23 protein-coding genes are annotated in these 24,805 nt (G+C 70.6%); 7 read left to right on the forward strand and 16 right to left on the reverse strand.

Annotated elements, in window-relative coordinates; translation table 11 throughout:
* Positions 1–112: 112 nt before the first annotated feature.
* Positions 113–631, reverse strand: coding sequence for a GNAT family N-acetyltransferase (locus ACZ63E_RS22645; RefSeq protein ID WP_465338108.1), 519 nt, complete (start codon positions 629–631; stop codon positions 113–115).
* A complete protein-coding gene (locus ACZ63E_RS22650) occupies positions 625–1,530 on the reverse strand; it encodes a TetR/AcrR family transcriptional regulator C-terminal domain-containing protein (RefSeq protein ID WP_465338109.1) in 906 nt (301 codons plus the stop codon). Before ACZ63E_RS22650 ends, ACZ63E_RS22645 begins: the two co-directional genes overlap by 7 nt.
* A 138-nt stretch (positions 1,531–1,668) precedes the next feature.
* Between ACZ63E_RS22650 and ACZ63E_RS22655 the strand changes: the two genes are divergently transcribed.
* Both ACZ63E_RS22655 and ACZ63E_RS22660 read left to right on the forward strand, forming a co-directional pair.
* On the forward strand, positions 1,669–2,373 hold the full coding sequence (locus tag ACZ63E_RS22655; RefSeq protein ID WP_465338110.1) for a DUF2306 domain-containing protein: 705 nt from the start codon (positions 1,669–1,671) through the stop codon (positions 2,371–2,373).
* Positions 2,374–2,487: 114 nt separating this feature from the next.
* Positions 2,488–3,462 (forward strand): chitinase, encoded by a 975-nt coding sequence (locus ACZ63E_RS22660; RefSeq protein WP_465338111.1) that lies wholly within the window; start codon positions 2,488–2,490, stop codon positions 3,460–3,462.
* Position 3,463: 1 nt separating this feature from the next.
* Here the strand turns inward: ACZ63E_RS22660 and ACZ63E_RS22665 are convergent, their stop codons facing one another.
* The 7 genes from ACZ63E_RS22665 to ACZ63E_RS22695 form a co-directional block, all read right to left on the reverse strand.
* Positions 3,464–4,309: a LysR family transcriptional regulator gene (locus ACZ63E_RS22665; RefSeq protein ID WP_465338577.1), complete on the reverse strand. Its 846-nt coding sequence runs from the start codon at positions 4,307–4,309 to the stop codon at positions 3,464–3,466.
* 1 nt (position 4,310) lies between these two features.
* On the reverse strand, positions 4,311–4,691 hold the full coding sequence (locus ACZ63E_RS22670) for a DUF427 domain-containing protein (RefSeq protein WP_364513207.1): 381 nt from the start codon (positions 4,689–4,691) through the stop codon (positions 4,311–4,313).
* A 65-nt stretch (positions 4,692–4,756) separates the two neighbouring features.
* On the reverse strand, positions 4,757–5,521 hold the full coding sequence (locus ACZ63E_RS22675; RefSeq protein ID WP_465338112.1) for an HAD family acid phosphatase: 765 nt from the start codon (positions 5,519–5,521) through the stop codon (positions 4,757–4,759).
* Between the two features lie 38 nt (positions 5,522–5,559).
* Positions 5,560–6,726 carry a class I SAM-dependent methyltransferase gene (locus ACZ63E_RS22680; protein ID WP_465338113.1) on the reverse strand — a complete coding sequence of 389 codons (1,167 nt, stop codon included), beginning with the start codon at positions 6,724–6,726 and terminating at the stop codon, positions 5,560–5,562.
* Positions 6,727–7,692, reverse strand: coding sequence for a class I SAM-dependent methyltransferase (locus ACZ63E_RS22685; RefSeq protein ID WP_465338114.1), 966 nt, complete (start codon positions 7,690–7,692; stop codon positions 6,727–6,729). It lies immediately after the preceding gene.
* Between the two features lie 4 nt (positions 7,693–7,696).
* A complete protein-coding gene (locus tag ACZ63E_RS22690; protein ID WP_465338115.1) occupies positions 7,697–8,476 on the reverse strand; it encodes an enoyl-CoA hydratase/isomerase family protein in 780 nt (259 codons plus the stop codon).
* A 55-nt stretch (positions 8,477–8,531) separates the two neighbouring features.
* On the reverse strand, positions 8,532–9,353 hold the full coding sequence (locus ACZ63E_RS22695) for an ABC transporter ATP-binding protein (protein WP_465338116.1): 822 nt from the start codon (positions 9,351–9,353) through the stop codon (positions 8,532–8,534).
* A gap of 335 nt (positions 9,354–9,688) precedes the next feature.
* On the opposite strand from ACZ63E_RS22695, the gene ACZ63E_RS22700 reads away from it, so the two are divergent.
* Positions 9,689–10,234: a cysteine dioxygenase gene (locus tag ACZ63E_RS22700; RefSeq protein WP_465338117.1), complete on the forward strand. Its 546-nt coding sequence runs from the start codon at positions 9,689–9,691 to the stop codon at positions 10,232–10,234.
* Positions 10,231–10,626, forward strand: a complete 396-nt coding sequence (locus ACZ63E_RS22705) for a rhodanese-like domain-containing protein (RefSeq protein ID WP_465314141.1) — start codon at positions 10,231–10,233, stop codon at positions 10,624–10,626. Before ACZ63E_RS22700 ends, ACZ63E_RS22705 begins: the two co-directional genes overlap by 4 nt.
* Here the strand turns inward: ACZ63E_RS22705 and ACZ63E_RS22710 are convergent.
* A complete protein-coding gene (locus tag ACZ63E_RS22710) occupies positions 10,623–11,609 on the reverse strand; it encodes an LLM class F420-dependent oxidoreductase (RefSeq protein WP_465338118.1) in 987 nt (328 codons plus the stop codon). The two genes, ACZ63E_RS22705 and ACZ63E_RS22710, sit on opposite strands and share 4 nt — an antisense overlap.
* 321 nt (positions 11,610–11,930) lie before the next feature.
* On the reverse strand, positions 11,931–14,459 hold the full coding sequence (glgP, locus tag ACZ63E_RS22715; protein WP_465338119.1) for an alpha-glucan family phosphorylase: 2,529 nt from the start codon (positions 14,457–14,459) through the stop codon (positions 11,931–11,933).
* 129 nt (positions 14,460–14,588) lie between these two features.
* Between glgP and ACZ63E_RS22720 the strand changes: the two genes are divergently transcribed.
* Positions 14,589–16,025, forward strand: coding sequence for a neutral zinc metallopeptidase (locus ACZ63E_RS22720; RefSeq protein ID WP_465338120.1), 1,437 nt, complete (start codon positions 14,589–14,591; stop codon positions 16,023–16,025).
* A 49-nt stretch (positions 16,026–16,074) separates the two neighbouring features.
* Here the strand turns inward: ACZ63E_RS22720 and ACZ63E_RS22725 are convergent, their stop codons facing one another.
* Positions 16,075–17,055 (reverse strand): tetratricopeptide repeat protein, encoded by a 981-nt coding sequence (locus ACZ63E_RS22725; protein ID WP_465338121.1) that lies wholly within the window; start codon positions 17,053–17,055, stop codon positions 16,075–16,077.
* A 91-nt stretch (positions 17,056–17,146) separates the two neighbouring features.
* On the opposite strand from ACZ63E_RS22725, the gene ACZ63E_RS22730 reads away from it, so the two are divergent.
* Positions 17,147–17,554 (forward strand): hypothetical protein, encoded by a 408-nt coding sequence (locus ACZ63E_RS22730; protein ID WP_465338122.1) that lies wholly within the window; start codon positions 17,147–17,149, stop codon positions 17,552–17,554.
* Between the two features lie 42 nt (positions 17,555–17,596).
* On the opposite strand, the gene ACZ63E_RS22735 is transcribed toward ACZ63E_RS22730, so the two are convergent.
* Positions 17,597–17,905 carry a thiamine-binding protein gene (locus ACZ63E_RS22735; protein ID WP_465338578.1) on the reverse strand — a complete coding sequence of 103 codons (309 nt, stop codon included), beginning with the start codon at positions 17,903–17,905 and terminating at the stop codon, positions 17,597–17,599.
* Positions 17,906–17,984: 79 nt separating this feature from the next.
* Between ACZ63E_RS22735 and ACZ63E_RS22740 the strand changes: the two genes are divergently transcribed.
* The gene (locus tag ACZ63E_RS22740; RefSeq protein WP_465338123.1) at positions 17,985–18,485 is read left to right on the forward strand and encodes a MarR family winged helix-turn-helix transcriptional regulator; all 501 of its coding nucleotides are present in this window, start codon (positions 17,985–17,987) and stop codon (positions 18,483–18,485) included.
* 45 nt (positions 18,486–18,530) lie between these two features.
* On the opposite strand, the gene ACZ63E_RS22745 is transcribed toward ACZ63E_RS22740, so the two are convergent.
* The 3 genes from ACZ63E_RS22745 to ACZ63E_RS22755 form a co-directional block, all read right to left on the reverse strand.
* A complete protein-coding gene (locus tag ACZ63E_RS22745) occupies positions 18,531–18,896 on the reverse strand; it encodes a DUF3817 domain-containing protein (protein ID WP_465338124.1) in 366 nt (121 codons plus the stop codon).
* 213 nt (positions 18,897–19,109) lie between these two features.
* Positions 19,110–21,494: a GH92 family glycosyl hydrolase gene (locus ACZ63E_RS22750; protein ID WP_465338125.1), complete on the reverse strand. Its 2,385-nt coding sequence runs from the start codon at positions 21,492–21,494 to the stop codon at positions 19,110–19,112.
* A complete protein-coding gene (locus ACZ63E_RS22755; protein ID WP_465338126.1) occupies positions 21,491–24,721 on the reverse strand; it encodes a GH92 family glycosyl hydrolase in 3,231 nt (1,076 codons plus the stop codon). Before ACZ63E_RS22755 ends, ACZ63E_RS22750 begins: the two co-directional genes overlap by 4 nt.
* Between the last annotated feature and the right edge of the window lie 84 nt (positions 24,722–24,805).

Raw genomic sequence — 24,805 nt, forward strand, 5'->3', positions numbered from 1 at the left:
TGGTCTATCCCCTCCTCTCTCCCCCCCCCCCCGCCCCCCCCCCCCACCCCCCCCCCCCCCCTCCCCCCCCCCTTCCCCCCCCCCCCCCCCCCCCCCCCCCGACGCTGGACGCTCAGCGCGAGCGTTCCAGAACGGCCCGCTGCTCCACCCGGCCGTCCAGCGTGAACTTGCTGTGCGGCTTGAACTCCAGCTTCGCCACCACCCGCGCCGACGCCGCGTTCACCGGCTCGTACACCGCCAGCAACCGCTCGGCGAACCCGGACGCGAACACGTGGTCCCGCACCGCCGTCGTCGCCTCCGTCGCATAACCACGGCCCCAACCGGAGGGAGCTATCCACCAGCCCATCTCCACCGCCGGGGCGCCCAGGCCCGACTCCGTCGCGTTCCGGCGGACCAAGGACACCACACCGTCGAAGGAATCCACTCCCGCCGAAACCGCGTACCAGCCGAAACCGTGGGTGGCCCAGTGATCGAGCGTCGCGCGGTGTTTGGTGAGCGTGTACTCGTGGCTCCACGGCTCGCCCGTGCCCACGTAGCGGACCGTTTCCGGCAGCTGGGCCAGGGCGAACAGGTCGTCGAAGAAGTCTTCGGACCACGCGTGCAGCGTGAGGCGTTCCGTGGTGATCAGCACCGGCGGGAGTCTTCCAGCAGCACCGCGATGCCGTCGAGCTGGCGGCGCAGGCCGAACTCGAACGCCTCGTCGAGATCGACGTCTTCGACGCCCGTGATCACCTCCGCCAGCACCGGAAAGCGGCCCGACTCCAGGTAACCCGCGAGCAGTGCCATTTCCGTCGCCAGGCGCTGGTCGCCCGAAATGCCCGTGTCCTGCTCGGCCGCGACCTCGAACGCGTTGCTCACGGCCAGGCCGCCGACCCAGCCGTTGAGCGTCATGACCACCTGCAGCTTCACCCGGCGCCGCAAGCCCGACTCGGCCAGTGCGCGCAGGGACCAGTCGACCAGCCGCAGCCCGGCGGCCAGGACCGGCGGGCGGACCAGCGAGTTCAGCAGGATCGGCGCGAGCCACGGGTGCCGGCGGTAGGTGCGCCACTGGGCGCGGGCGGCCAGCTCGAGCCGGGGCCGCCACGCCGCCGGGCCCGGCTCCGGCAGCTCGGCCTCCCCCAGCGCCGCGTCGGCCATCAGGCGGAGCAGCTCGTCCTTGTCCGGCACGTGCCGGTACAGCGCCATCGGGCCGACCCCCAGCTCGGCGGCCAGCCTGCGCATCGACAGCGCGGCCAGGCCTTCGGTGTCCGCCAGCGCGATCGCCGCGCGCACCAGCGCCGCCCGGCCCAGCGGCGTCTTCTGCGGGGTCCGCTCGGCGACGACCGTGCCGCTGCCCGGCACCGCGCGCACCCAGCCCTGCTCGCCCAGCGCGGAGAGCGCTTTCGCCGCGGTCGCCATCGCGACCCCCCACTCGCGGACCAGCGTGCGGGTCGACGGGACGCGGTCGCCCGGCCGCAGCTCGCCCGCGTTGATCCGGCGACGCAGGTCCGCCGCGATCCGCAGGTACGGCGCCGGCTCGGCCACGAACACCTCGATCCGTACTAGAACACTTCACCCCGGGATCTAGAACGGTTTCAGGGTACTCCCCCATTGTCGGAGCCAAGGATTGCCGCAGGATTCCGCTGGTCAATACGGTGCCGATACAGCGTACGAACCAAGGGGGAAACCATGACCACGACCGAGACTCCGGCGAGCATCGGCGACGCCCGGCGCGCCACGCCGTGGTGGCGCCGCCCGTGGGTGTTCCCGCTGGGGCTGCTCGTCACGGTGTTCCTCGTGTACTCGCTCCCGCCCTACCTCGGCCTGGACCCGGCGGAGTCGCGGATCCCGGCGCCGGACGGCGTCGGCTGGTACTACCCGGTGCTCGTCACGCACATCGGCTTCGCGACCATCGCCATGGTGACCTGCTCGCTGCAGATCTGGCCGTGGCTGCGGCAGAAGCACCCGGTGGTACACCGCCGGACGGGCCGCGTGTACGTCTTCGCCGGCGCGATCCCGGCGTCGATCGCGGGGTTCGCCATCGCGCTCGCCGCGCCGTTCGGGCCGATCGGGGCGGTGTCGAACGTCCTGCTCGCGCTGCTGTGGTTCGGCTGCACCGTGCAGGGCTACCGGATGGCGCGCGCCCGGCGCTTCGGCGAGCACCGGCGGTGGATGATCCGCAGCTTCGCGCTCTGCATGTCCATCATCAGCAACCGGATCTGGGGGATCGTCTGGGCGGTCGTCTTCGCGCCGCAGCTCGACACGACGTTCGGCGGCAGTGAGCTGGCGATGGGCCAGGCGATCGCCGGGATCACGACGTGGACGGGCTGGGTCGTGCCGCTGCTGGTCACCCAGTGGTGGCTGGAGCGAGGCCGGGGACGCAGGCGCGCCTGAGCCCGTCACCGGCGGTCATGCCCCCGAACGGCCTATGGTCCGGACCACATTAATGGTCTATACCAATCAGGACAGGAATTCCCGCCGCCGCGCTCGTCGTCGTGGAGGTCCCCCATGCGTCTACCCCGTTTCCGTCCCCTCCTGGCCGCTTTGGGCGGTTTGGCCGTGCTGGCCACCGGGTTCGCCGTGCCCGCGGACGCCGCGGCCGGCTCCCCGATCCCGGTCGGGCCCTACGTCGACATGGGCGCGTGGCCGACGCCCAGCCTCTCGGCGATGTCCGCCGCGAGCGGCGTCAAGGGCTTCACGCTCGCCTTCGTCAACTCCTACGGCTGCAAGGCCAGCTGGTTCGGCGCCTACGACCCGCGCACCGCTTGGCAGAAGGACGAGATCACCAAGATCCGCAACGGCGGTGGCGACGTCAAGATCTCCTTCGGCGGCGCGTCCGGCATCGAGCTGGCCCAGGCGTGCAGCACGTCGGCGCAGGTCGCGGCCGAGTACGACGCCGTGGTCAAGGCGTACGGCCTGAAGTACGCCGACTTCGACATCGAAGGGGCGGCCGTCGCGGACCCGACGTCGATCACGCGCCGCTCGCAGGCGCTGAAGACGTTGCAGAACAACAACCCGGGCCTCAAGATCTCGCTGACCCTGCCGGTGCTGCCGAACGGCCTCGACGCGAACGGGCTCAACGTCGTCAAGGCGGCGAAGGACGCCGGGGTCAACCTCGACCTGGTCAACATCATGGCGATGGACTACTACCAGGGCGCGGGCGACCAGGGCGCGAAGGCGATTTCCGCGGCCAAGGCGACGCAGGCCCAGCTGAAGTCGCTCTACGGGCTCAGCGACGCGGCGGCGTGGAAGAAGGTCGGCGTCACCCCGATGATCGGGGTCAACGACTCGCAGAACGAGATCTTCTACCAGAAGGACGCGAAGGCGCTGGTCGCCTTCGCGAAGACCGTCCACCTGGGCATGCTGTCGTTCTGGGAGGCGGGTCGCGACGCCAACGCGTGCACCGGGGCGCTCTACAAGTGCACCAACGTGCCGCAGTCGAAGTACGAGTTCGCGAAGATCTTCGCGGGCTACACGGGCTGAGTCACCAGTGGGCGGCGTCCGCGAGCAGTGCGTCACGCACTGCCGCGGGCCCCGCTCGGCTCGGCTCCGCCCTGGTCACGACGAACAGCGTGTTGATCGGCGGCTCCGCCGGATCCAGCAGCGCGACCAGCTCGCCCGACGCCAGCTCGGACGCGCACAAATACCGAGGCAGCACGCTCACGCCGAACCCGGCCAGCACGCACGCCAGCACACCTCGCAGGTCCGGCACCACCACCGCGGGGCCCACGGGCGGGCGGACGCCCAGCACCGAACGCCAGTAGCGGCGGATGATCGGCAGATCCTCGGCGTACGCCACCAGCGGCGCGGTCCGCGGGTCGCCGATGAAGTCGCGGGGGCCGACCAGGACGAACTCCTCGTCCGTCAACGGCGTTGCCGCCAGACCGCGGCCGCGGGGGCGGATCGTCGAGACGACCAGGTCGTAACGTCGCTGTGTCAGGCCGGCCAGGAGGTCGTCGGCCAGGCCGAAGCTCACCCGCAGCTGGAGACCGGACGCGACCAGGCTCGCCAACGCGGGCAGGACCCGAGCCGTGGTGAACTCGGCCGGGCCCGCGAAGTGGACCGGCGTGGCAAAGGGGTCGGCCTGGCCTACCGCCAAAGACGAGAGCGCGTCCACGTGCGGAGCGATGCGGGCCGCGAGCTCGTCGGCCACCGGTGTCGGCGTCACGCCGCGGGCGCGCCGGACGAACAGCTGCTGCCCCAGTTGCTCCTCCAGGGCTCTGACCTGCGCGGTCACCGTCGGCTGGGACAAGCCCAGCGACGGCGCCGCACCGGTCAGCGAGCCCGCGCGGTGGACCGCGAGGAACGTTCGCAGCAGGTCGAGGTCCAGGTCAGTCCTCGACCAGCTCGATCGAGTCCACGACGTTCGGGTAGAACGCGACGTGGTCCTTGATCGCCGCGACCGCGTCGTACGGCTTCTCGTACGTCCAGATCGCGTTCTCCGCCTTAACGTCACCGACGTTCAGGCTGTAGTAGTTGCTCTCGCCCTTGTACGGGCAGTACGTCTCGTGGTCGGTCCGTTCAAGCACGCTGAAGTCGACGTCCGCCCGCGGGATGTACTGCGCGGCCGGGTAGGTCGACTCCTGCAGGGTCAGCGCGTTGCGGCTGTCCGCCACCACGCGCCCGCCCACCTTGACCACCACGCGCGCCTGGGTCGGCTCGACGGTGATCGGGTGGTCCGGGCCCGGGACCAGCACCTTCTTCTCCGGCATGTCAGCTCCTCGAAAAGGTCGTGTACCAGGAGCAGCACCCGGGACCCGGCGGTTATTCCAGCGGATCAGGGCAGGTAGTACATCGGGTTCGGCAGCTTGGTGGGCCGCAGGGCGTAGCCGCCTTCGAGGTCGCTGAACTGGTCACCGACGTTGAGGACGATGTGCGCGCCGGTCGCCTCGATGTGCGCCCGCGTGCCCGACTTGTACTGGACCGTGGTGCAGGTCAGCCCGCACGGCAGGTAGTCCGGCGCGGTCACCTTCGGCTTGAAGAACGCGCCAGCCGGGGCCGGGTAGCCCTCGTTGGCCAGGTTCTTCAGCGACTGCGGCCCCTGCAGCTCGTTGCGGCCGGTCAGGAAGTACAGCTTGACGCCGTGCTGCACGGCCCAGTTGGCCAGCTCCAGCACCGGCTTGTTCGCGACGAACGTGCCGTTGTCGATGGCCTGCTGCTGTTTGACCGGGTCGAAGCCGAAGTCGTTGTCGGCCTCCCAGCCGTAGGTGACCTCGGCGGTGTCGTCGACGTCCAGCACGATCGCGGGGTTCTTCACCCGGCCGAGCTGCTGCTGCAGAAAGCGCTTCGCGTCCGTGACCACGCGGTTGGTGTCCTTCACGAACCGGCTCGTGTCGGAGTAGTGGTGTTTGCCGGCGGCGTCGAGGTAGTCGCCGTAGTAGGCCTTGACGTTGTTCTTGACCTGGCCGATGTTGGCCGGCTCCTTCGAGCGCGCGGCGGTCGCGTCGTCCGAGCCGGCCAGCGCGGTGGCCCCCGAGGCGACCGTGGCGCCGATGGCCGCGGCGGCGGCGAGCTTGACGAGACCTGACCATTTTCCGGACACGGTGAACCTCCCACGAAGACGCAAACGACTCGGGGAACCTACGTCACCCGCTCGGCTCGGCACACAAAAGCCACCGGCGCGCGGCCGATCCGCGTCAAAACCACCGAAGCTTCCGCTTCGCCGCGTGGCTTCAGTCTGCGGCGCACCGCATCCGGGTCGACGTCGAGGCCGCGCACGAGGATCTCCAGCCGCCCGACGTCGTGTCGCTTGAGGACGGCCTTCAAGGACTTTTCGCTGTACGGACCGTGTTCGAGGACGCGGAACGCGCGCACGCCCGGCGGCGGGGTGTCCCCAGTCAGGTACGCGATGCGCTCGTCCAGCTGCCACAACCCGTGCCGCGCCGCGTAATGGCGAACCAGCCCGGCGCGGACCACAGCGCCGTCCGGGTCGACGATCCACTCCCCCGGCTCCCGGGTGGGCAGGTCGTCCGGCTCGGCGTCGGTGACCGTCCACTGTGTCCCGTCCGAGCGCAGCACGGTCGCCCGCCGGGTGACGCCGGTGCCGAGGCCGCGCCAGAGGCAGGACTCGCGGACCTGGCCGTCGAGGGACACCAGCTCGACTTCGTCGGCCCACGGCGTGAGCGCGAAGTCCAGACCTGGCGCGCACTTCACGGACAACGCCCGCCCCGGGTACGCCTCGACCAGCCCGTCCAGCGGCGGGGCGAAGTCCGCGGGTTTCCACGCCCGGCGACCCGCGGAGTCGCGACGGGCCGGGTCGGCGACGACAACACCGTCACGGCTGACCGGGCGCAGCGCGTCAGCCCGCGCGAGTCCGAACGCGACACCGGCGGCGATCCCGTTGTACCGTGCCATCTCCAGCCGGACCGGGTCCAGATCGGACCCGAGCGCGCGCCGCGCCACCCGCGCGATCTCGACGAGGTCCGCGCCGACCGAACACGTGACGTCGTGGACGTCGAGCCCCGCCAGCCGCGACGCCCGGTGCCGGGCGACCGGCGTCGCGCTCGCCTGCTGGAGCGCGTCCGAGGTGAACAGCCAGCCCTCGGCATCCACTTTGGACACAGCTTTACGCCGCAGCAGCACCGTTTCCAGGACGGCGGCCGCGAACTCCTCGCCGGCGATCCGGCGCACGGCGGCCACGGACGCGATGTGGTCGGTCAGCGGCAACGACGAAACCTCGGCGAGCGCCGCCACACCTGCGCGGGAACGCAGGTAGGCGACGTCGCCGAGGCTGAAGGAATAGCCCACTCAGGACGGCCGCTTGGTCCCGGTGATCATCACGTTGTAGAACAGCTCGCGCGGCAGCACCTTCGCCAGCAGCTTCTTGTCCACAGCGGACAGCCGCAGCCACAGCTTGTAGGCGAACAACCGCCAGCGGACGGTCAGCTTCTCCTGCGGCACCGCGGCTTCGAACGTCCGGATCGGCCAGCCCGCGAGCGCGGCGGCGAACTCCTCGGTGACCGCGTGGACGTCCTGGGCGCCGGCCCCGCGGGCCCACGACTCCAGCTCCGACGGGTCGAACGTGTGGATGTCGACCACGGCTTCGAGGGCGGCCGCGCGCGACGACTCGTCCAATTCGGACTGCGGACGACGCCAGCCGCTCAACGCGGGCAGCTTCGTCACGCGGGTCGTGAGGAACCAGGTGAACTGGCCGAGCTTGCGGGCGTAGAAGTCGCCGATCTTGGTCGGCTCGCCGGCGAAGACGAACCGGCCGCCCGGCTTGAGCACGCGCAGCACCTCGCGGAACGCCGCCTGGACGTCCGGGATGTGGTGCAGCACCGCGTGCCCGACGACGAGGTCGAACGTGTTGTCCTCGTACGGGATGCGCTCGGCGTCGGCGACCCGGCCGTCGACGTCGAGGCCGAGCTTCTCGGCGTTGCGCAGCGCGACCTGGACCATGCCGGGCGAGAGGTCGGTGACCGAGCCCTTCTTGGCGACGCCGCCCTGCATGAGGTTCAGCAGGAAGAACCCGGTGCCGCTGCCCAGCTCCATCGCGTGCTGGTAGGGCTGCCCGTCGTCACCCGCGACGGCGTTGAACACGTCGGTGGCGTAGGAGATGCAGCGCTCGTCGTACGAGATCGACCACTTCTCGTCGTAGGTGCCGGCTTCCCAGTCGTGGTACAGCACGTTCGCCAGCTTCGGGTCGGCGTAGGCCGCCTGGACCTCTTCGGCGGTGGCGTGCGGGTTCGGGGCCGGGTCGTTCACGTCGGTCAAGGCGTCATTTCCCTTCGAAAGTGGCCTTGCCGGGCCCGTTTTCGATGAACGACTTCATGCCGTTCCGCTGGTCTTCGGTCGCCCAGAGCGCGGCGAACAGGTGCGATTCGAGCTTGAGCCCGTTCGCGAGGTCGGTGTCGAGGCCGCCGTCGATGGCCGCCTTCGCCGCGCGCAGCGCGACGGCCGGGCCGTTCGCGAACTGGGCCGCCCACTTGTGCGCGGCCGCGTAGACATCGTCCGGGGCGACGACCTCGTCGACGATCCCGAGCTTCAGCGCCTCTTCGGCCTTCACGAAGCGTCCCGTGTAGACGATGTCCTTCGTCTTGCTCGGGCCGATCAGCCGCGCCAGGCGCTGGGTGCCGCCCGCGCCGGGGATGACACCGAGCTGGATCTCGGGCTGGCCGACCTTGACGTTGTCGCCGGCGACGCGGCGGTCCGCGGTCAGCGCGAGCTCGAGGCCGCCGCCGAGGGCGTACCCAGTGATGGCCGCGACGACCGGCTTCGAGATGTTCGCGATGGCGGCGAGGGTCCCGGTGAGGTTGGCGCCGAACTTGGCGATCTCCGGGTAGCTGCGGCTGGCCATCTCCTTGATGTCCGCGCCACCCGCGAAGGTCTTCTCGCCGCCGTAGAGGATGACCGCGCGGACGTCGTCACGCTCGGTCGCTTCCTTCGCCAGCTCCGCGAGCTCGGCGGTGACCTGGGCGTTCAGGGCGTTGACCGGCGGCCGGTCGAGCCGGATCGTGCCGACCCCGTCCTTGACCTCCAGGGTTACGAACTCTCCCACGCCCATCCTCCTCGTTGACGAAGTGCCAGCAGGCTACCGGCCGGTAAGCGACAGCTTAGCGACGGCGGGCAAAGAAGCGATCGCCGGAACGTTCGAGCACAAGGTCCTGGTCGAACGTCTTCGAGAGGTTTTCGCTGGTGATGACGTCGTCGACGAGCCCGGACACCACCGCGTGGCCGTCGCGGAGAAGCAACGCGTGGGTGAACCCCGGCGGGATCTCTTCGACGTGGTGGGTGACCAGGACGAGCGCCGGCGCGTCCGGGTCGAGGGCCAGCGCGGAGAGCCGCGCGACGAGGTCCTCACGGCCGCCCAGGTCGAGCCCGGCGGCCGGCTCGTCGAGCAGCAGCATCTCCGGGTCGGTCATCAGCGAGCGGGCGATCAGCGCCCGCTTGCGCTCACCCTCGGACAGCGTGCCGAAGGTGCGCTCGGCCAGGTTGCCGATGCCCATCGCGTCGAGCAGCTCGCTCGCGCGGGCGGTGTCGAGGCTGTCGTATTCCTCACGCCAGCGCCCGAGCACCGCGTAGCCGGCGCTGACCACGACGTCCTTGACGAGCTCGTCACCCGGCACGCGCTGGGCGATCGCCGCCGAGGTGAAGCCGATGCGCGGGCGCAGGTCGAAGATGTTGACCCGGCCGATCCGCTCGCCGAGCAGGTCGACCTCGCCGGTGGTCGGGTGCAGCTCGGCCGCGGCGAGGCGCAGGAGGGTGGTCTTGCCCGCGCCGTTCGGCCCGAGCACCACCCAGCGCTCGTCGAGCTCCACGCTCCAGTCGAGGCCGGCGAGGAGGTCGTTGGTCCCCCGGCGGACGCCGACACCGGCCATCCGGACCACGAGATCGTCAAGTTCGCTGGGCTGGATCGGCTCGCTCACGAACCCCATTCTGTCTGCCGTCGCGCGCGCGTGCGCACCCGCCCGGGTGAGACGGCGAACCGGCAGGTCGGAACGGGTTCCACGAGGTGGAACAGCGCAGTCGGGAAGTGTCGGCGGCGTGCGGGCTGTGGCAGGATCGGGAGCATGACAGCCGACGCGCCCGTCACCCCGGTCACCCGGGGGTCGTTCTGGCGCCGTCGTGCGATCGACCTGCTCCTGGTCGCGTCCGCCGGATGTACCCGGGCACCGCTCGGCTGATCCCGCGCGCCCTCGGCGGCGCCGCGGACGGCCGGGCCGTGCTGCCCCCGCCGTCCCGATCACTTCGCGTCCGAGGAGCACCCGCGTTGACCACGTCCCTCGTCCGGCCCCCCGTCGAGATCCACCCGCAGCTGACCGACCCGCTGCTGCCCGACCTGCTGCACCCGTCGCGGCTGTTGTGGACACCGCGTGAGCTGGCCGACCTGACCGCCACCGTGACCACCGAGCTGACCGCGAACCTGCGGAGCATCCTGCGGTTCGACGAGGACCGCCGCTGGTGGGCCCGGCTGGCCCTGACCGACGGCGTCGAGCTGTGGCTGCTGTCGTGGCTGCCCGGCCAGCACACCAAGCCGCACGACCACGGCGGCGCGTCCGGCTCGTTCACCGTGCTGCAGGGCGAGCTCGGCGAGGAGTACCGCTACCCCGGCGGCCCGGTCCGGCGCCGCACGCACGTCCCCGGTCAGGGCATCGGCTTCGGCGCCGGCCGCGCGCACCAGGTCACCGGCCTCGGTGACCAGCCCGCGGCCAGCGTCCACGCTTACTCGCCGCCGCTGGTGGCGACGCGCAACTACGAGAGCCTCGCCGACGTCCCGGCCGAAATCCCGCCGTTGCCCGCTATCGTCCAGCGATGAGCGCCATCGACACCTTCCTCGAGAAGGCCCGGTCCGGTCTGGAGCGGGTGTCGCCTTCGCGGGCCCACGAGCTGCAGGAGGCGGGCGCGTTGCTCGTCGACATCCGGCCCTTCGCGAACCGCCAGGCCGAGGGCGAGATCCCCGGCGCGGTGGTCGTCGAGCGGATCCACCTGGAGTGGCGGCTGGCGCCGGACAGCGAATGGCGGCTGCCCTCGGTGACCCCGGACGCGACGGTGGTCGTGCTCTGCAACGAGGGGTACTCGTCGAGTCTGGCCGCGGCCGACCTGCAACGGCTGGGCCTGCGCAACGCGACCGACCTCGAAGGCGGCTTCCGCGCCTGGGCCTCCGCCGGCCTGCCCGTGCAGACCGGCGGAAGCCCCGCGGTGCCCTAGGCGAGCGCCGGGGCGACCTGCTCGGTGAACAGGTCGATGCCGGAGCGGTCGTACGCGGCTTCCGGGAAGTTGAAGATCGCGTAGGACATGCCGAGCTCGCCCATCGCGGCGAGCTTCTCGGTGATCTGCTCGGGTGTACCGGTGGTCGGGCTGTTCTCGAAGTTGCCGGCCCAGCGCTCGACGGCGTCCGCCTCGATGTACTTGGCCAGGTGGGACCGCAGCCACGCCAGCTTGTCCTGGACGTCCTTCTCGGTCGCCCCGATGACGATGTTGTGGTTGGCCGAGCGGACGATGGCGTCGAAGTCGGTGCCGACGTCCTTGCAGTGCTGCGCGAGGATGTCCGACTTGCGGGTGAAGGTCTCCGGGTCGGCGGCGAAGTTCGTGTACTTCGCGTACTTCGCGGCGATCTTGAGCGTCTTCTTCTCGCCGCCACCGGCGATCCACAGCGGGATGCCGCCGTCCTGCGGCGGCAACGGACGCAGGATGGCGCCGTCCGTCTGGTAGTGCTTTCCGTCCAGTGTGGACTTCCCGGTCGTCCAGAGGTCGCGCATGATCTGCACGCCTTCGTCGAGCTGGCCGAGCCGCTCGCCGGCGCCGGGGAAGCCGTAGCCGTAGGCCCGCCACTCGTGCTCGTACCAGCCCGCGCCGATGCCCATCTCGACGCGGCCGCCGGAGATGGTGTCGGCGGTCGCGGCCACCTTCGCCAGGTAGGCCGGGTTGCGGTAGCCCATGCAGGTGCACATCTGGCCGAGCCGCACGGTGTCGGTCGCGGCGGCGAACGCCGAGATCAGCGACCACGCCTCGTGCGTCGCCTCCTCGGTCGGGACGGGCACGGTGTGGAAGTGGTCGTAGACCCAGATCGATTCGAAGGGCCCGGCCTCGGCGTGCTTCGCCAGGCCGAGCATGGTCTTCCAGTGGTCCGCGGGATCGATGCCGGCCAGGTCCAGCCGCCACCCCTGCGGAACGAAAATTCCGAAGCGCATGCGGCCAACTTAACGCCGCCCGCGGCCGCGCGCGCTGTGATTTCCGGCCGCGCGCGGCTGGAGTAACTCCAGGTCAGACCGGCACAACTTGCCTCTCAGGCCGGGAAAGACAGTGCACCGTCGATCCGCCCTCGGTCAGCCTTCCGGCTCCCGGATGACGGAGTCCGGACGCATCCCGCCGGACTCCACGAACTCGCGGGCGGCCTTACGCACGTCGGCCTCGAGGAGTTCGGCGTAGATGACCTCACCCCATTCCGGCAGCGGGAACGCACCACAGCTACGGGCAAGGCGCAGAAGCGCGGCGTCCCCCTCCGCTCCAGGTCAGGCCAGCACAACGCGCGCCAGCTCGGCCGGCGCGGCGAGCAGACCGTGCTTCGGCAGCACCCGCACCGTGTACCCGATCGAGCCCGGCCTCGGCAGCTTCAGGCGGGCCGCGAAGGCGCCGATGCCGTCGTCGGTCATCGGGACCGTGACCGCGTCGCGCAGCTCGTCGTCGTCGCCGACGCGGCCGACCACCGCCTGGATGTCCACTTCGGACGGATCAAGGCCGGCCAGGTCGATGCGGGCCCGGATCGTCACCTCCGTGCCGACCACCAGCGGCTCGGTCGCCTCCACCAGCAGCTCCGAGTCGAAGATCCGCAGCCGCGGCCACGAAACCTCGAGCTTGGTGCGGTAGTCCGCCAGCGACAGCGCGCCGCGGTAGCCGTCACCCGTGGCCGCCGCGACCATCCGGGACGCCGGGAGGTACCCGTTGTCGACGTATTCGCGGACCATCCGGGACGCCTGCACCCGCGGGCCGAGCGTCTCCAGCGTGTGCCACACCATCGACAGCCAGCCGGTCGGCACACCGCCGTCCGAACGGTCGTAGAACAGCGGCGCGATCTGCTGGCCGAGCAGCTCGTACAACGCCGCGGCCTCGAGGTCGTCGCGGCGCAGCGGGTCGGCGACGCCGTCCGCGGTCGGGATCGCCCAGCCGTTGCTGCCGTCGTAACACTCGTCCCACCAGCCGTCGCGGATGGACAGATTGAGGCCGCCGTTCAGGGCCGACTTCATGCCCGACGTCCCGCACGCCTCCAGCGGCCGCACCGGGTTGTTCAGCCAGACGTCACACCCGCGGTACAGGTACCGGGCCATCGACATGTCGTAGTCCGGCAGGAAGACGATCCGGTGCCGCACGTCGGCGCCGTCGACGAACCGGACGATCTGCTGGATCAGCTGCTTGCCGTTCTCGTCGGCCGGGTGCGACTTACCGGCGACGACGACCTGGATCGGCCGGTCCTCGTGCAGCAGCAGCGTGCGCAGCCGCTCGGGGTCGCGCAGCATCAGCGTCAGCCGCTTGTACGTCGGGACGCGGCGGGCGAACCCGACGGTCAGCACGTCCGGGTCGAACACGGAGTCCACCCAGCCCAGCTCCAGCGGGGACGCACCGCGCTGCAGCCACGCCGCGCGCACCCGGCGCCGGACCTCGAACACGAGCTTCTCGCGCAGCTCGCGCCGCAGCTCCCACAGCTGGGCGTCGGACACGCCGGCGCGCAGCGGGCCCTCGCCGACGTCGAGGCCCCACTCGCGCCCGAGCAGCGTGCTGAGCTCGCGCGCCACCCAGGTCGGGCCGTGGACGCCGTTCGTCACCGACGAGATCGGCACCTCGTCGTGGTCGAAGCCGGGCCACAGCCGGGAGAACATCTTGCGCGTGACGCGCCCGTGCAGCTGCGAGACGCCGTTCGCGCGCTGCGCCAGCCGCAGGCCCATGTGCGCCATGTTGAACAGCCCGGGGTTGTCCTCCGCGCCGAGCGCGAGCACGCGGCGCGGGTCGATGTCGGGCACCAGGCGCCCGTCGGAGAAGTACCGCTGCACCAGGTCCACCGGGAACCGGTCGATGCCCGCGCTGACCGGGGTGTGCGTCGTGAACAGCGTCCCGGCGCGGACCGCGGGCATGGCCTCGTCGAACGCGAGGCCGTCGGCCTGCACGATCTCGCGGGCGCGCTCGAGGCCGAGGAACCCCGCGTGCCCCTCGTTCGTGTGGAACACCTTGGGCTGCGGGTGGCCGGTCAGCTCGCAGTACTTGCGGACGGCGCGGAAGCCGCCGATGCCGGCCAGGATCTCCTGCCGCAGCCGGTGGTCGGCGTCGCCGCCGTAGAGCCGGTCGGTGACGCCGCGCAGATCGTCGTCGTTGGCCTCGGTGTCGGTGTCGAGCAGCAGCAGCGGGACGCGCCCGACGCGCGCCTGCCAGATCTGCGCGCACAGCTCGCGCCCGCCCGGCATCGCTACGCCGATCAGCACCGGGCGCCCGCCGGCAGTCAGCAGCTCGAGCGGGAACGCGTTCGGGTCGATCACCGGGTAGTGCTCGACCTGCCAGCCGTCGAGCGACAGCGACTGCCGGAAGTAGCCGTTGCGGTAGAGCAGCCCGACGCCGACCATCGGCACGCCCAGGTCGGACGCGGCCTTGAGGTGGTCGCCGGCGAGCACGCCGAGGCCGCCGGAGTAGTTCGGCAGGGCTTCGGTGACGCCGAACTCCATCGAGAAGTAGGCGACCGCGGGCGGCAGGTCCGGGTCGTCGCGCTGCTGGTACCAGCGCGGCTCGGACAGGTAGTTCTCCAGGTCCGCGGCGGCGGCGCGGGCGCGCTCGAGGAAGCCGTCGTCCACGGCGAGCTCGTCGAGGCGGTCCGGCGGGAGCGCGGTGAGCATGCGCAGCGGGTCGCGCACGGAGTTGAACAGCTCGGCGTCCATGGACGCGAAGAGGTCGCGCGTCGGCGGATGCCACGTCCAGCGCAGGTTGGTGGCCAGCGCGCCCAGGCCGGACAGCGACTCCGGGAGACTGGCGCGGACGGTGAACCGGCGGACTGCACGCATGGGAAGCGACGATATCGGGCCACGGCCCCGCGTGCGCAGGGAGTAGTTCGGGGATAACGCGCACGCGTCCCGTAAGCCCTGGGTATGGTCCTGCCCGTCGGGTAGGCGGGCACGAGAGCGAGTGAACAGATGATCCCAGGGGGAGGACGGCGCGCGCTGGTCGCGTTGCTGGCCGTCGCGGCCGTGGCCGTGAGCGGGTGCAACGGCAAGAGCGGCGGCGCGAGCGGGGACCCGGCCAAGGACACCGGCGCCGGATCGGTCTCCGGGCTCCCGGTGACCCACTTCGAGAGCGGCCTCAAGCCGGACGCGCCGACGCCGCGTCTCGACGTCCGCAACGCCGACGGCGGCGAGGACGACAAGCTCGCCACCGCCGCGATCGACGACGTCCAGACGTACTGGGGCGAGCACCTGCAGGCCGACTTCGGGCAGCAGTTCGAGCCGGTGAAGTCGCTGCTGTCCTACGACGCGCAGACCGACACCGAGGAAACCGGCTGCGGCAGCGTGAAGAAGCTCGTGAACGCGTTCTACTGCCCGGTCGACGACTCGGTGGCGTGGGATCGCGGCGTGCTGCTGCCGATGCTGCGCCAGCGGTTCGGGCCGATGTCGGTGGTCGTCGTGCTCGCGCACGAGTTCGGCCACGCCGTCCAGTACCGGCTGGGTGACAAGGCCGGCATCACGAAGAGCACGCCGACCGTGGTCAAGGAGCAGCAGGCCGACTGCTTCGCCGGCGGGTACTTCCGCTGGGTCGCCGAGGACAAGAGCAAGTACTACCGGGTGTCGACGTCCGAGGGCCTGAACCAGGTGATGGCGTCGATGTTCCTGATCCGCGACCAGGCGGGCACCAGCGCCGCCGACAAGGGCGCGCACGGCACGGCGTTCGACCGCACCTTCGCGTTCCAGGCCGGGTTCGAAAAGGGCCCGAAGGAGTGCGCGGCGATGAACACCGACAACGTCAAGGCCCGGCTGACCGAGCGCCCGTTCGACAAGGGTGACACCGGCAAGGGCGACGCGAAGTTCACCAACCAGGCGGTCGAGCTGCTGAAGAAGAGCCTCGACGAGGCGTTCAAGGGCGCGGGGGTGGCGGCCCCGGAGATCACCGACGGCGGCAGCTGCCAGACCACCCCGCCGGCGTCGTACTGCCCGGCGGACAACACGGTGAGCATCGACCTGGCGAAGCTGGCGCAGCTGGCCCAGCCGATCGACCGCGAGGCCGAGATGAAGGGCGAGGACCCGGGCGGCATGGGCGACTTCGCGGCGTTCTCGGAGGTCGCTTCGCGGTACGCGCTGGGGATCCAGAAGGGGGTCGGCGCGTCGATCGACAACCCGAACGCCGGCCTGCGGACGGCGTGCCTGGTGGGCGCGTGGGCCGCGTTCACGAACCGCCCGGGCGACCTGCGGCTGTCGGCCGGTGACCTCGATGAGGCGATCGCAGACCTGTTGCAGCCGGAGAGCCTCGTGTCGGCGGATGTGAACGGGAAGCGCCCGGACAGCGGTTTCGACCGCGTCGAGTCGCTGCGGCGCGGGTACCTCGAGGGTTCGTCGGTTTGCTCGAAGCAGTACGCCTGAGGGCTTGAGAAAGGCCCCCACCGCTTGGTGGGGGCCTTTTTCGTGCGGTCTAGAAGAGCGCGCTCGCCAGATCGCGGCGAGCCTTCATGACACGGTCGTCGGCCGGGTCGAAGAGCTCGAACAGCGCCACCAGGTGCTCGCGGACCCTGTTGCGGTCGTCGCCCGCGGTGCGGCGGACCGCGTCGATCAAGCGCTTGAAGCCCGCCTCGACGTCGTTCGACGCGATGTCGAGGTCGGCCGCGTCGAGCTGGGCCGCCAGGTCGGTCGGGTCCGCGTCGGCCTTGGTGCGGGCCTCCGGGTCGGCGTTCTCGGCCCGGGCCGTGAACTTGACCTGGGCCAGGGCGTTCTTCGCCAGCTCGTTCGCCGGTTCGACGTCCAGGATGCGCTCGTAGGCCGCCTGCGCCGCCGCGAAGTCGCCCTGCTCGAACGCCTCTTCCGCCTCGGTGAAGCGCGGGTCCTCGGGCTCCTCGACGGGGCCCGAGCCGCCCGCTTCGGCCTCGCGGATCGACGGGAGCTTGTCGCGCAGGGCGTCGAGCAGCGCGTTGATCCACTTGCGGATCTCGGGCTCGGGCAGCGCGCCGGAGAACGCGTCGACCGGCTGGCCGCCGCCGATGGCGACGATCGTCGGGATGGACTGCGCGCCGAACAGCTGCGCGATGCGCGGGTTGGCGTCGACGTCGACCTTCGCCACGACCCAGGCGCCGCCGGACTCGGCGGCCATCCGCTCCAGCACCGGCGACAGCTGCTTGCACGGGCCGCACCACTCGGCCCACAGGTCGACGATCACCAGCTGGTGCAGGGACCGCTCCACGACCTCGGTCTGGAAGGTCGCTTCGGTGACGTCGATCACGGCCTCGGACGAGCCGGGGGCGGGCGGCGGCGGGCCGTCGCCGCCGGCCGGGCCGGCGGGCGGGGCCGGCTGCTTGCGCGCCGTTTCGGCGCGGGCCTTGAGCGCGGACAGGTCCACCGCGCCGGAAAGGGCGGCGGACAGGGCCGCTGACTTCGCTGCAGATCCGCGTGGTTGTGTCACGCTTCCATCCTGGCACGCGCGCCGGGACGTTTCACCGGGTGCCCGGCCCGTCCGCTTGGCAGGACGGCGTCGGGTGGGGCAGGCTCGGCCGGTGCACATCCGGCGTGACGTGAAGGTGGGCCTGTCCATCGCGGCGGCCGTCGCCTGGATCGGCGCGGTGACCCTGCTGATCGTGCACGAGCCGGACCCGGGCGCGGCCTCCCCCGGCGAGCTGCGCGACAAGCTCGCGTCGGCGCTGTCCGGCCACGACGCGGATGCCTTCGCCGGCCTCGTCGACTACCCCGGCTCCGGCGGCGACGACTTCGCGAAGGACTACGTCGCGGTGCTGGCCGACCACGGGGTGCACGACGTCCGCGTCGCCCTCGGCCCGGACGCGGCGGCCCCCGTCCACGCGACGATCGAGGGCGCCCTCGGCGACGGCAGGCCGTTCAGCTACGCGCTGAACGTGACGAGCGAAGACGGCCGCTGGACGGTCGCCTTCACCCCGCCACTCCCGTAGCGCGTCGTGAGTGGTTAGGGCGGTTCTAATCGCCCTAACCACTCACGAGCCGTCGCGGAGGTGGGCCTCGACGCGGTCCACCTTGGCCTCCAGCTGGCCGGAGAAGCCGGGGCGGATGTCCGCTTTCAGGACCAGCCCGACCCGCGCCGAACCCTCGCCCGCGGCTTCGACCGCGCGCTTCACGACGTCCATCACCTCGTCCCAGCTCTCGCCCTCGATGTTCGTGAACATCGCGTTGGTCGAGTTGGGCAGCCCGGATTCGCGGACCACCTTCACCGCGCGGGCGACGGCCTCGCTGACTCCGCCGTCGGGCTCCCCGCCGGACGGGCTCACGCTGAACGCGACGATCATGCTCGGAAGTCCCTTCTTCGGTGTTCTTTTCCGCCGGTCGGGCGACACCCGCCGGTACCCGCTGGTAACTTCGCGTGTCATGAACCGTCCGCTGCCGTTCGACCCGATCGCCCGCGCGGCACAGCTCTGGGAGGACCGGATCGGGCCCTCCGGCACCATGGCCGCGGTGACCGGCGTGATGCGCGTCCAGCAGATCATCCAGTCCGCGGTGGACGGCGCGCTCAAGCCGCACGGCCTGACCTTCGCCCGGTACGAAGCGCTGGTGCTGCTCACCTTCGCCCGCAGCGACAGCCTGCCGATGCGGGTGATGGGCGAGCGGCTCCAGCTGCACCCCACCAGTGTCACCAACATAGTCGACCGGCTGGAGCGCGACGGGCTCGTGAAGCGCGTCCCGCACCCGACCGACCGCCGCACGACGCTCGTCGAGATCACCAGCGAAGGCCGGAAGCGCCGCGAGTCCGCCACCGAGGCCGTGACCGCGATCGGCTTCGGCCTGTCCGGGCTCACCGACCGGCAGACCGAGCAGCTGACCGACCTGCTGACGAAGGTGCGTCGCGCGACAGGCGACTTCACCGAATAGAAGAAGGGCCCGCGCCGAAGCACGGGCCCTTCTCAGCTGCTGGGATCAGGCGGCGACGGGTTCCTTGACCTGGAACAGGCCGACCCCGCCGTGGGACAGCCGCTGCGGGCCGTCGAGCTTGCCGTTGCGCAGCGCCCACTTCTCGAACAGCCACGTGAACAGCGGCGGGATGCTCGCGAGCAGGGCGTAGACCAGGGTCTTCGGGCGCCAGCCGAGCGGCTTCGCCACGGACAGGGAGACGACCACGTAGAGGACGAAGATCACGCCGTGCACCATGCCGATGACGGGCACGCCGCCCTCACCGGAGGAGTGCACGACGTACTTGAGGAACATCCCGACAAGCAGCGCCGCCCAGGACAGGGCTTCGGCAACTGCGGCCACGCGGAACACTAGAGCGGCCTTGCTGGACACTTCTTCCTCCTGTGGGGTCTCACCACTTTGTCGTAGGCACAAAAAACGTCCGACGCACCGTCCAAGGCGGACTGCCTGTGGACGTCAACGGCGCTGTCGGACGTGCTGAGACCAGTGTGAGGCGTGATGGCCCTCACGGGAACACCGGGGCCCGTGACGATGCTCACGAACGTGGTCCACTGTGGTCCGGACCACGTTCGTGAGCACCACTATCTAGTCAGAACACGGGGAAACCGGTGCTGCGGAGGGCGAGGTGCCCCAAGTCGCCTTCGTGACATCGGCAGTCAAGGAGAAGCCGAGCGTCGTGCCACGCCTCAGCTGGTCCACGTTGACATAAACCCGGTCACTCGGCTTCGAGCCGACCTCGAGCCCCGAGACGTACTGCAGCTTCGAGCCGTCCGCGCCGGGCGCCTTGATCGTGACGTCCCGCCCGTTCTCCAGGTGCAGCACGGACTTCGCGAAGCGCGGCGAATTGAGCACGAAGTTCCCAGTCCCTGGGACGGCGGGATAGAGCCCCAGCGCGCTGAAGACGTACCACGCCGACATCGTGCCGAGGTCGTCGTTGCCGGTGACGCCGTTGGGCGCGTTGGTGAACAGCGTGTGCGCCGCCCGCACGACCGTCGATGTCTTCGCCGGCTGCCCGGTGAGCGCGTACATCCACGGCGAGTGCAGGTCGGGCTCGTTGTTCGGGTTGTAGCGGAACTGGTCGTAGTAGTCGTACGGGCCGACGACCCAGTTCTCGCGGACGGCCGTCGCCGGGTTCTTCACCAGCTCGTCGTAGGCGAAGAAGTCGTCGAGGCGCTTGCCGGTGGCCGCCGGGCCGCCCATGCGCTGCTCCAGGCCGGGGACGTCCTGCTGGACCAGCCACTGGTACTGCCAGGCCGTGCCCTCGTGGAAGCCGTCCTGGCTCTGCGGGCTGTACGGCTTGTCGGCCGGGTTGAACCAGGCGCCGCCGGTGACCTTCGGCCGGAAGAAGCCGTCGAAGCCGCGGTCGGTCTGCGACGAGTCCCAGAGCGTCCGGTAGGTCCGGCCCTTCTGCTTCAACGCGGCCGCGTCGGACTTCTTGCCGAGCGCCGCGGCCATGACCGACAGCGAACAGTCACCGAGCGCGTACTCCAGGGTGGCCGAAGCGCCGTGGTTCGGGTCGGTGTCCTGACCCTTCTTCGGGAAGTTCGGGTCGTACTGGACAAAGCCGTCCTGCTGGTAGCTCGCGTTGCCGGAGCGGCCCTGGAACGGCGACGACGCGGGCGGGATCTGCGTCGAGTTCTGCAGCAACGCCTGGTAGGCGCGCATCTCGTTGCCCGACAGCGCCCCGAACCGCCAAAGGTCCACGAGGAACGGCGTGACCGGGTCACCCGTCATCGTGTTCGTCTCCTGGCTCGCATACGCCCACCGCGGCAGCCAGCCGCCCTGGTCGTGGATGGCGAGGATGCTCTTGGCGATATCGCGAGCGCGGTCCGGCCGCAGCAGCGCCAGGAGCTGGTTCTGCGTGCGGTAGGTGTCCCACAGCGAGAAGAAGTCGTAGTAGGTCCAGCCGACCGCGCGGTGGATCTTCTTGTCGAAGCCGTAGTAGCGGCCGTCGGCGTCGTTCGCGGTCAACGGCTGCAGCAGCGCGTGGTACAGCGACGTGTAGAAGACCGTGCGGTCGTCGGTCGAGCCGCCCTTGATGTCCACGGTGGACAGCTCGTGCCGCCAGGTGCGCTGGACGTCCGCCTTGGCGGAGTCGAACGACCTGATGTGCTCGGCCGCCAGGTTCACCCGGGGCCCGGCCGCGTCCACCTGCGAGATCGCCGTGGTCGCCGTGACCTGGCCCGCGCCGCCGAACGACAGCCACGCGCCACGCAGGCCCGCGCCACCTTCGGAAGAGCGGCTGCCGGGGGTGCCGCCGGTCGGCGACCAGGTGCCGAACGTCTTGAACGGCTTGTCGAACTTCGTCGTGAAGTACGTCGTGTAGGCCTTGCCGCCGCAGAAGGCCTGCGACTCCACGGTTCCTTCGACGGTCCGGTCGTCGACGACGCGGATGCTGCTGCCCGTCACCGGTTCCTTGTCGTTGGCCTGCCCGACGTTGACGAAGACGTTGGCATCACCGGGTTTCGCGAACGTGTACCGCTCGACACCCGCGCGCGTCGCCGCGGTCGTCTCGACGTCGACACCGCCGTAACCGGTCAGGTGGACCTTGTAGTAACCGGGCTTGCCGACCTCGCCGTCGTGGGTGAACGGCGCCGCGTACTTCGTCTGGTCGAAGGTGGCGGGCTTGGTTGTGTCGAACGCCTTGCCGGGCCCGATCTCGCCGGTCGTCGGCAACGTCGAGACGAGGCCGCCCTGCTCCCAGCAGCCCGCGCCCGACAGGAAGAAGTGGCCGAAGCCGCGGATGGCCGTGTCGGTGTAGCGGTAGCCGGCGTAGTGCGAGGTGATCGGGCTGACCTGGGTCATCCCGAACGGCGCCGACGCGCCGGGGAACGTGTTGCCCTCATCCTGCGTGCCGATGAACGTGTTGACGGCGTCCAGGGCGTCCCCGCCGGCCGCGGCCGCGACGGGGGTGAGCCCCGTCGCAGCCGCGGTCAGCGTGAGAAAGCCCGCCAGGATGGTGCTTTTCATGCGCCGATGCCGATCGCGAACACGTGGAGCGCGCCGCCGCTGACGTTGTCCGGCAGCGTCACACTGGCCACGGTCTTGCCCGCGTCCAGGGTGATCGGGTTGGTGCCGAACACCATGGTGCGGATCTGCTGCGGGTCGCTGCCCGCGGCGTTGCGGTACGGCGTGGACAGCACGATCCGGTTGCCGAACGCCGGCTGCGCGCCGCCGCCCCCGAGGGTCCAGTCGGAGAACCCGATGGTGGCGGTGGACTTGCTGCCGTCGGTGTAGGTGATCGTCAGCGTGCCGGACGCGTTGCCGTTGGACGCCGAGCCGAGCAGCGCCAGCCGTCCCGAACCGCTCACGTTCACCGTCTGGCCCCCTGCGACCGCGTTGTCGGGGTCGCCGGCCGGGAACGCCGGCCAGGTGAACTTGATGCCGTCACTGGTCACCGTGCCGCCCGGGGTCGCGCCGGCCGCGGCCAGCGCGTTCGCCGAGTAGCTCCAGCCGCCGCCGTCAAAGTTGGCCGCCGACGAGTCGGAGTCCGGCGAGATGCCGGCGTTGTCGACCGTGGCGAGCCAGCTGTTCGGCTGCGCGACCAGCACCGTGAGCACCGCCTGCGTCGAAGCCACCCCCGGCGCCGAGAACGTCACCGGGATGCGGCGGGCGCCGTCGGCCAGGCCGGCCGGGACGGTCACCGTCACGTCGGCGCGCGCCTTGCCGCCCGCCGGGACGGCGATGCTGCCCGACGCCGGGGTCAGCGTGACCCCGTCGACACTGCCCGCGCTGTAGGTCCAGGTCCGGGCGGCGCCCGAAAGGTCCTGGACGCCGACCGACGCCTGGGACGTCGACCCCGCGGGTGTCACCGCGCGCGCCGGGTCCACAAAGGACAGGCTCGGCTTCTCCTGCTCGCGGAACGACGGCGGCGCGTCGGCCGCGGCACTGCCCCACGCGGTCGCCGTGGCGGACCGGGTGTAGTCGAGCGTGCCGCCACTGGAGATCAGCGACTCCGGCAGCCACGCCTTCGAAGCCGCGCCACCGTTGACCTTCAGGCTGCCGACGTAGTCACCGGTGCCCGGCGCGTTGATCGTGATCTTCTTGCCCGCGCCGGTGGTGAGCACGGCGTGCTCGAAGCGCGGGGTGACGAGCAGCGTCTCGGCGCGGCCCGGGATCTCCGGGTAGATGCCGAGCGCGGACCAGACGTACCAGGCCGACATCTGGCCGAGGTCGTCGTTGCCGATCAGGCCTTCGGGACGCGGGTTGTACAGCTCGTCCATCGAGCGGTGCACGATCGCCTGGGTCTTGGCCGGCGCGCCCGCGTACGAGTACACGTACGGCGCGTTGGAGTTCGGCTCGTTGCCCATGAAGGCGTACGGCTCCTGCGTGCCCGCGTTCAGCTGGGTGAAGAAGGTGTCCAACCGCGACTGGGTCGCGGTCGGCCCGCCGAACGCCGTCACGACGCCGGCGAGGTCGTAGGGCACCATCCACTCGTACTGCGCGCCGTTGCCCTCGACCCAGCCCTGCGAGCTGGCGGGGTCGTAGGTGCCGGCGAACGAGCCGTCCGCGTTGCGCGGCTGCAGGTGACCGGTGCCCGGGTTGTAGAGGTTCTGCCAGTTCTGCGCGCGCTTCATGAACGTCGTGTACGTCGCGCTGTCGCCGAGCCGCTTCGCGAACTCGGCGATGGAGAAGTCGGCGCTGGTGTATTCGAGCGTGTCCGCGCCGGCGCCCGGCACGTACCCGAGCTTCTGGTAGTCCTCGAGGCCCGGCCGCTCGGTGTAGCCCTGCGTCGGCTGGGTGGCGCCCTTGATCATGAGCAGCAACGCCTTCTGGGCGTCGAAGTCCCGCGCCCCGAACGCGTACGCGCTGGAGACGATGATGTGGTACGGGTCACCGTTCATGACGCCGGTGTAGTCGTTGGCGACCGTCCAGCGATCCCACGACCCGCCCTGCTCGGCGTAGGCCATCATCGACCGGACGATGTCCGAGGTCTCCTTGGGGTCGATCGTCGCCAGGAGCGGGGCTTCCGAGCGGTAGATGTCCCAGCCGGAGAAGTTGGTGTACATCGCGTGGCCCTTGTCGGCCTTGTGGATCCGGCCGTCGAAGCCGGGGTACTGACCGTCCACATCGGAGAACACGTTCGGCTGGATCAGCGAGTGGTACAGCGAGGTGTAGAACGTCGTCAGGTCGGCGTCGGAGCCCCCCGTGACGGCGATCTTGCCGAGCTGGTCGTTCCACGCCTTCCGCGCACCCGCGGCGACGGTGTCGAACGACTTCTTGGTGTTCTCGGCCTTGAGGTTGGCCTTCGCGCCGTCGACGGACACAAAGGACAGTCCGACCTGGACGTTCACCTGCGCACCGTTGAGGTTCGCGAAGGTGACGTACCCGCCGCTGCCCGGGCCGGACACGGTGGTGTCCTGCTGCTTGGCCTTGGCCGGGCGCGCGATGGACGCGTTGACACCGTTGGGCTGCGCGACCTTCGCCTTGGCGCCCCCGGTTTCGGCGGACTTGCCCGGCGTCACGGCGCCGTTCTTCCAGGTGCCGATCGACTCGAACGGCGTGTCGAACTTCGCCGAGAAGTAGACGCGGTAGCTGTTCTGCGCACCGCAGAAGCGGCCACTCGTGGCCCAGCCGCTGATGGTGTCCTTGCCGATGGTGATCGACGCGTCGTCGGTGCCGTTGACCGAGCCGGACGTGTTGACCAGCAGCGTCGAGGACGCGCCGGCCGGGTAGGTCAGCCGTGCGGAGCCGGTGCGCTGGGTCGCGGCCAGCTCGACCTTCGCGCCGCTGTCGAGGGTGACGTCGTAGGCGCCCGCCGTCGCGTGTTCGTTGGCGTGCGAGAACTTCGACGTGTAGTGCCCGGGGTCGGTCGCCGGGGAGGTCGAAACCTCACCGACGTACGGGATGAACGGAATGTCCTGATAGGTCGAACAGCCCGCGCCCGAAAGGTGCGTCAGGCTGAACCCGGTCAGGGCGTTGTCGTCGTAGAAGTACCCGCCGGGCTGGGACTTCACGGTGTCCGGGCTCCACTGGACCATGCCGAACGGCGCGACCGCGCCCGGGAACGTGTTGCCGGCGCCGCCCCCGGTGCCGTGGTCGGCGCCGCCCGGACGGGTGCCCACGAAGGGGTTGACCCACTTCGCGAAATCCGTCGCCGGGGCCGCCGCGGCGGGGACAGCGGGAGCCACCGCTGCCGTCACCGCCAATGTCAGGAAAGCAAAACCGGCTCTGAAGCGCGCTCGCGCCATCGCCATCGCCTCTCACCTCATCAGCGCGACCCGAAACGGTGCAATGACAACCTTGTCGCGCAGTCGGTCGAACCGGGTCACCTTGGGCAG

The sequence above is a fragment of the Amycolatopsis sp. NPDC104819 genome (assembly GCF_055583145.1).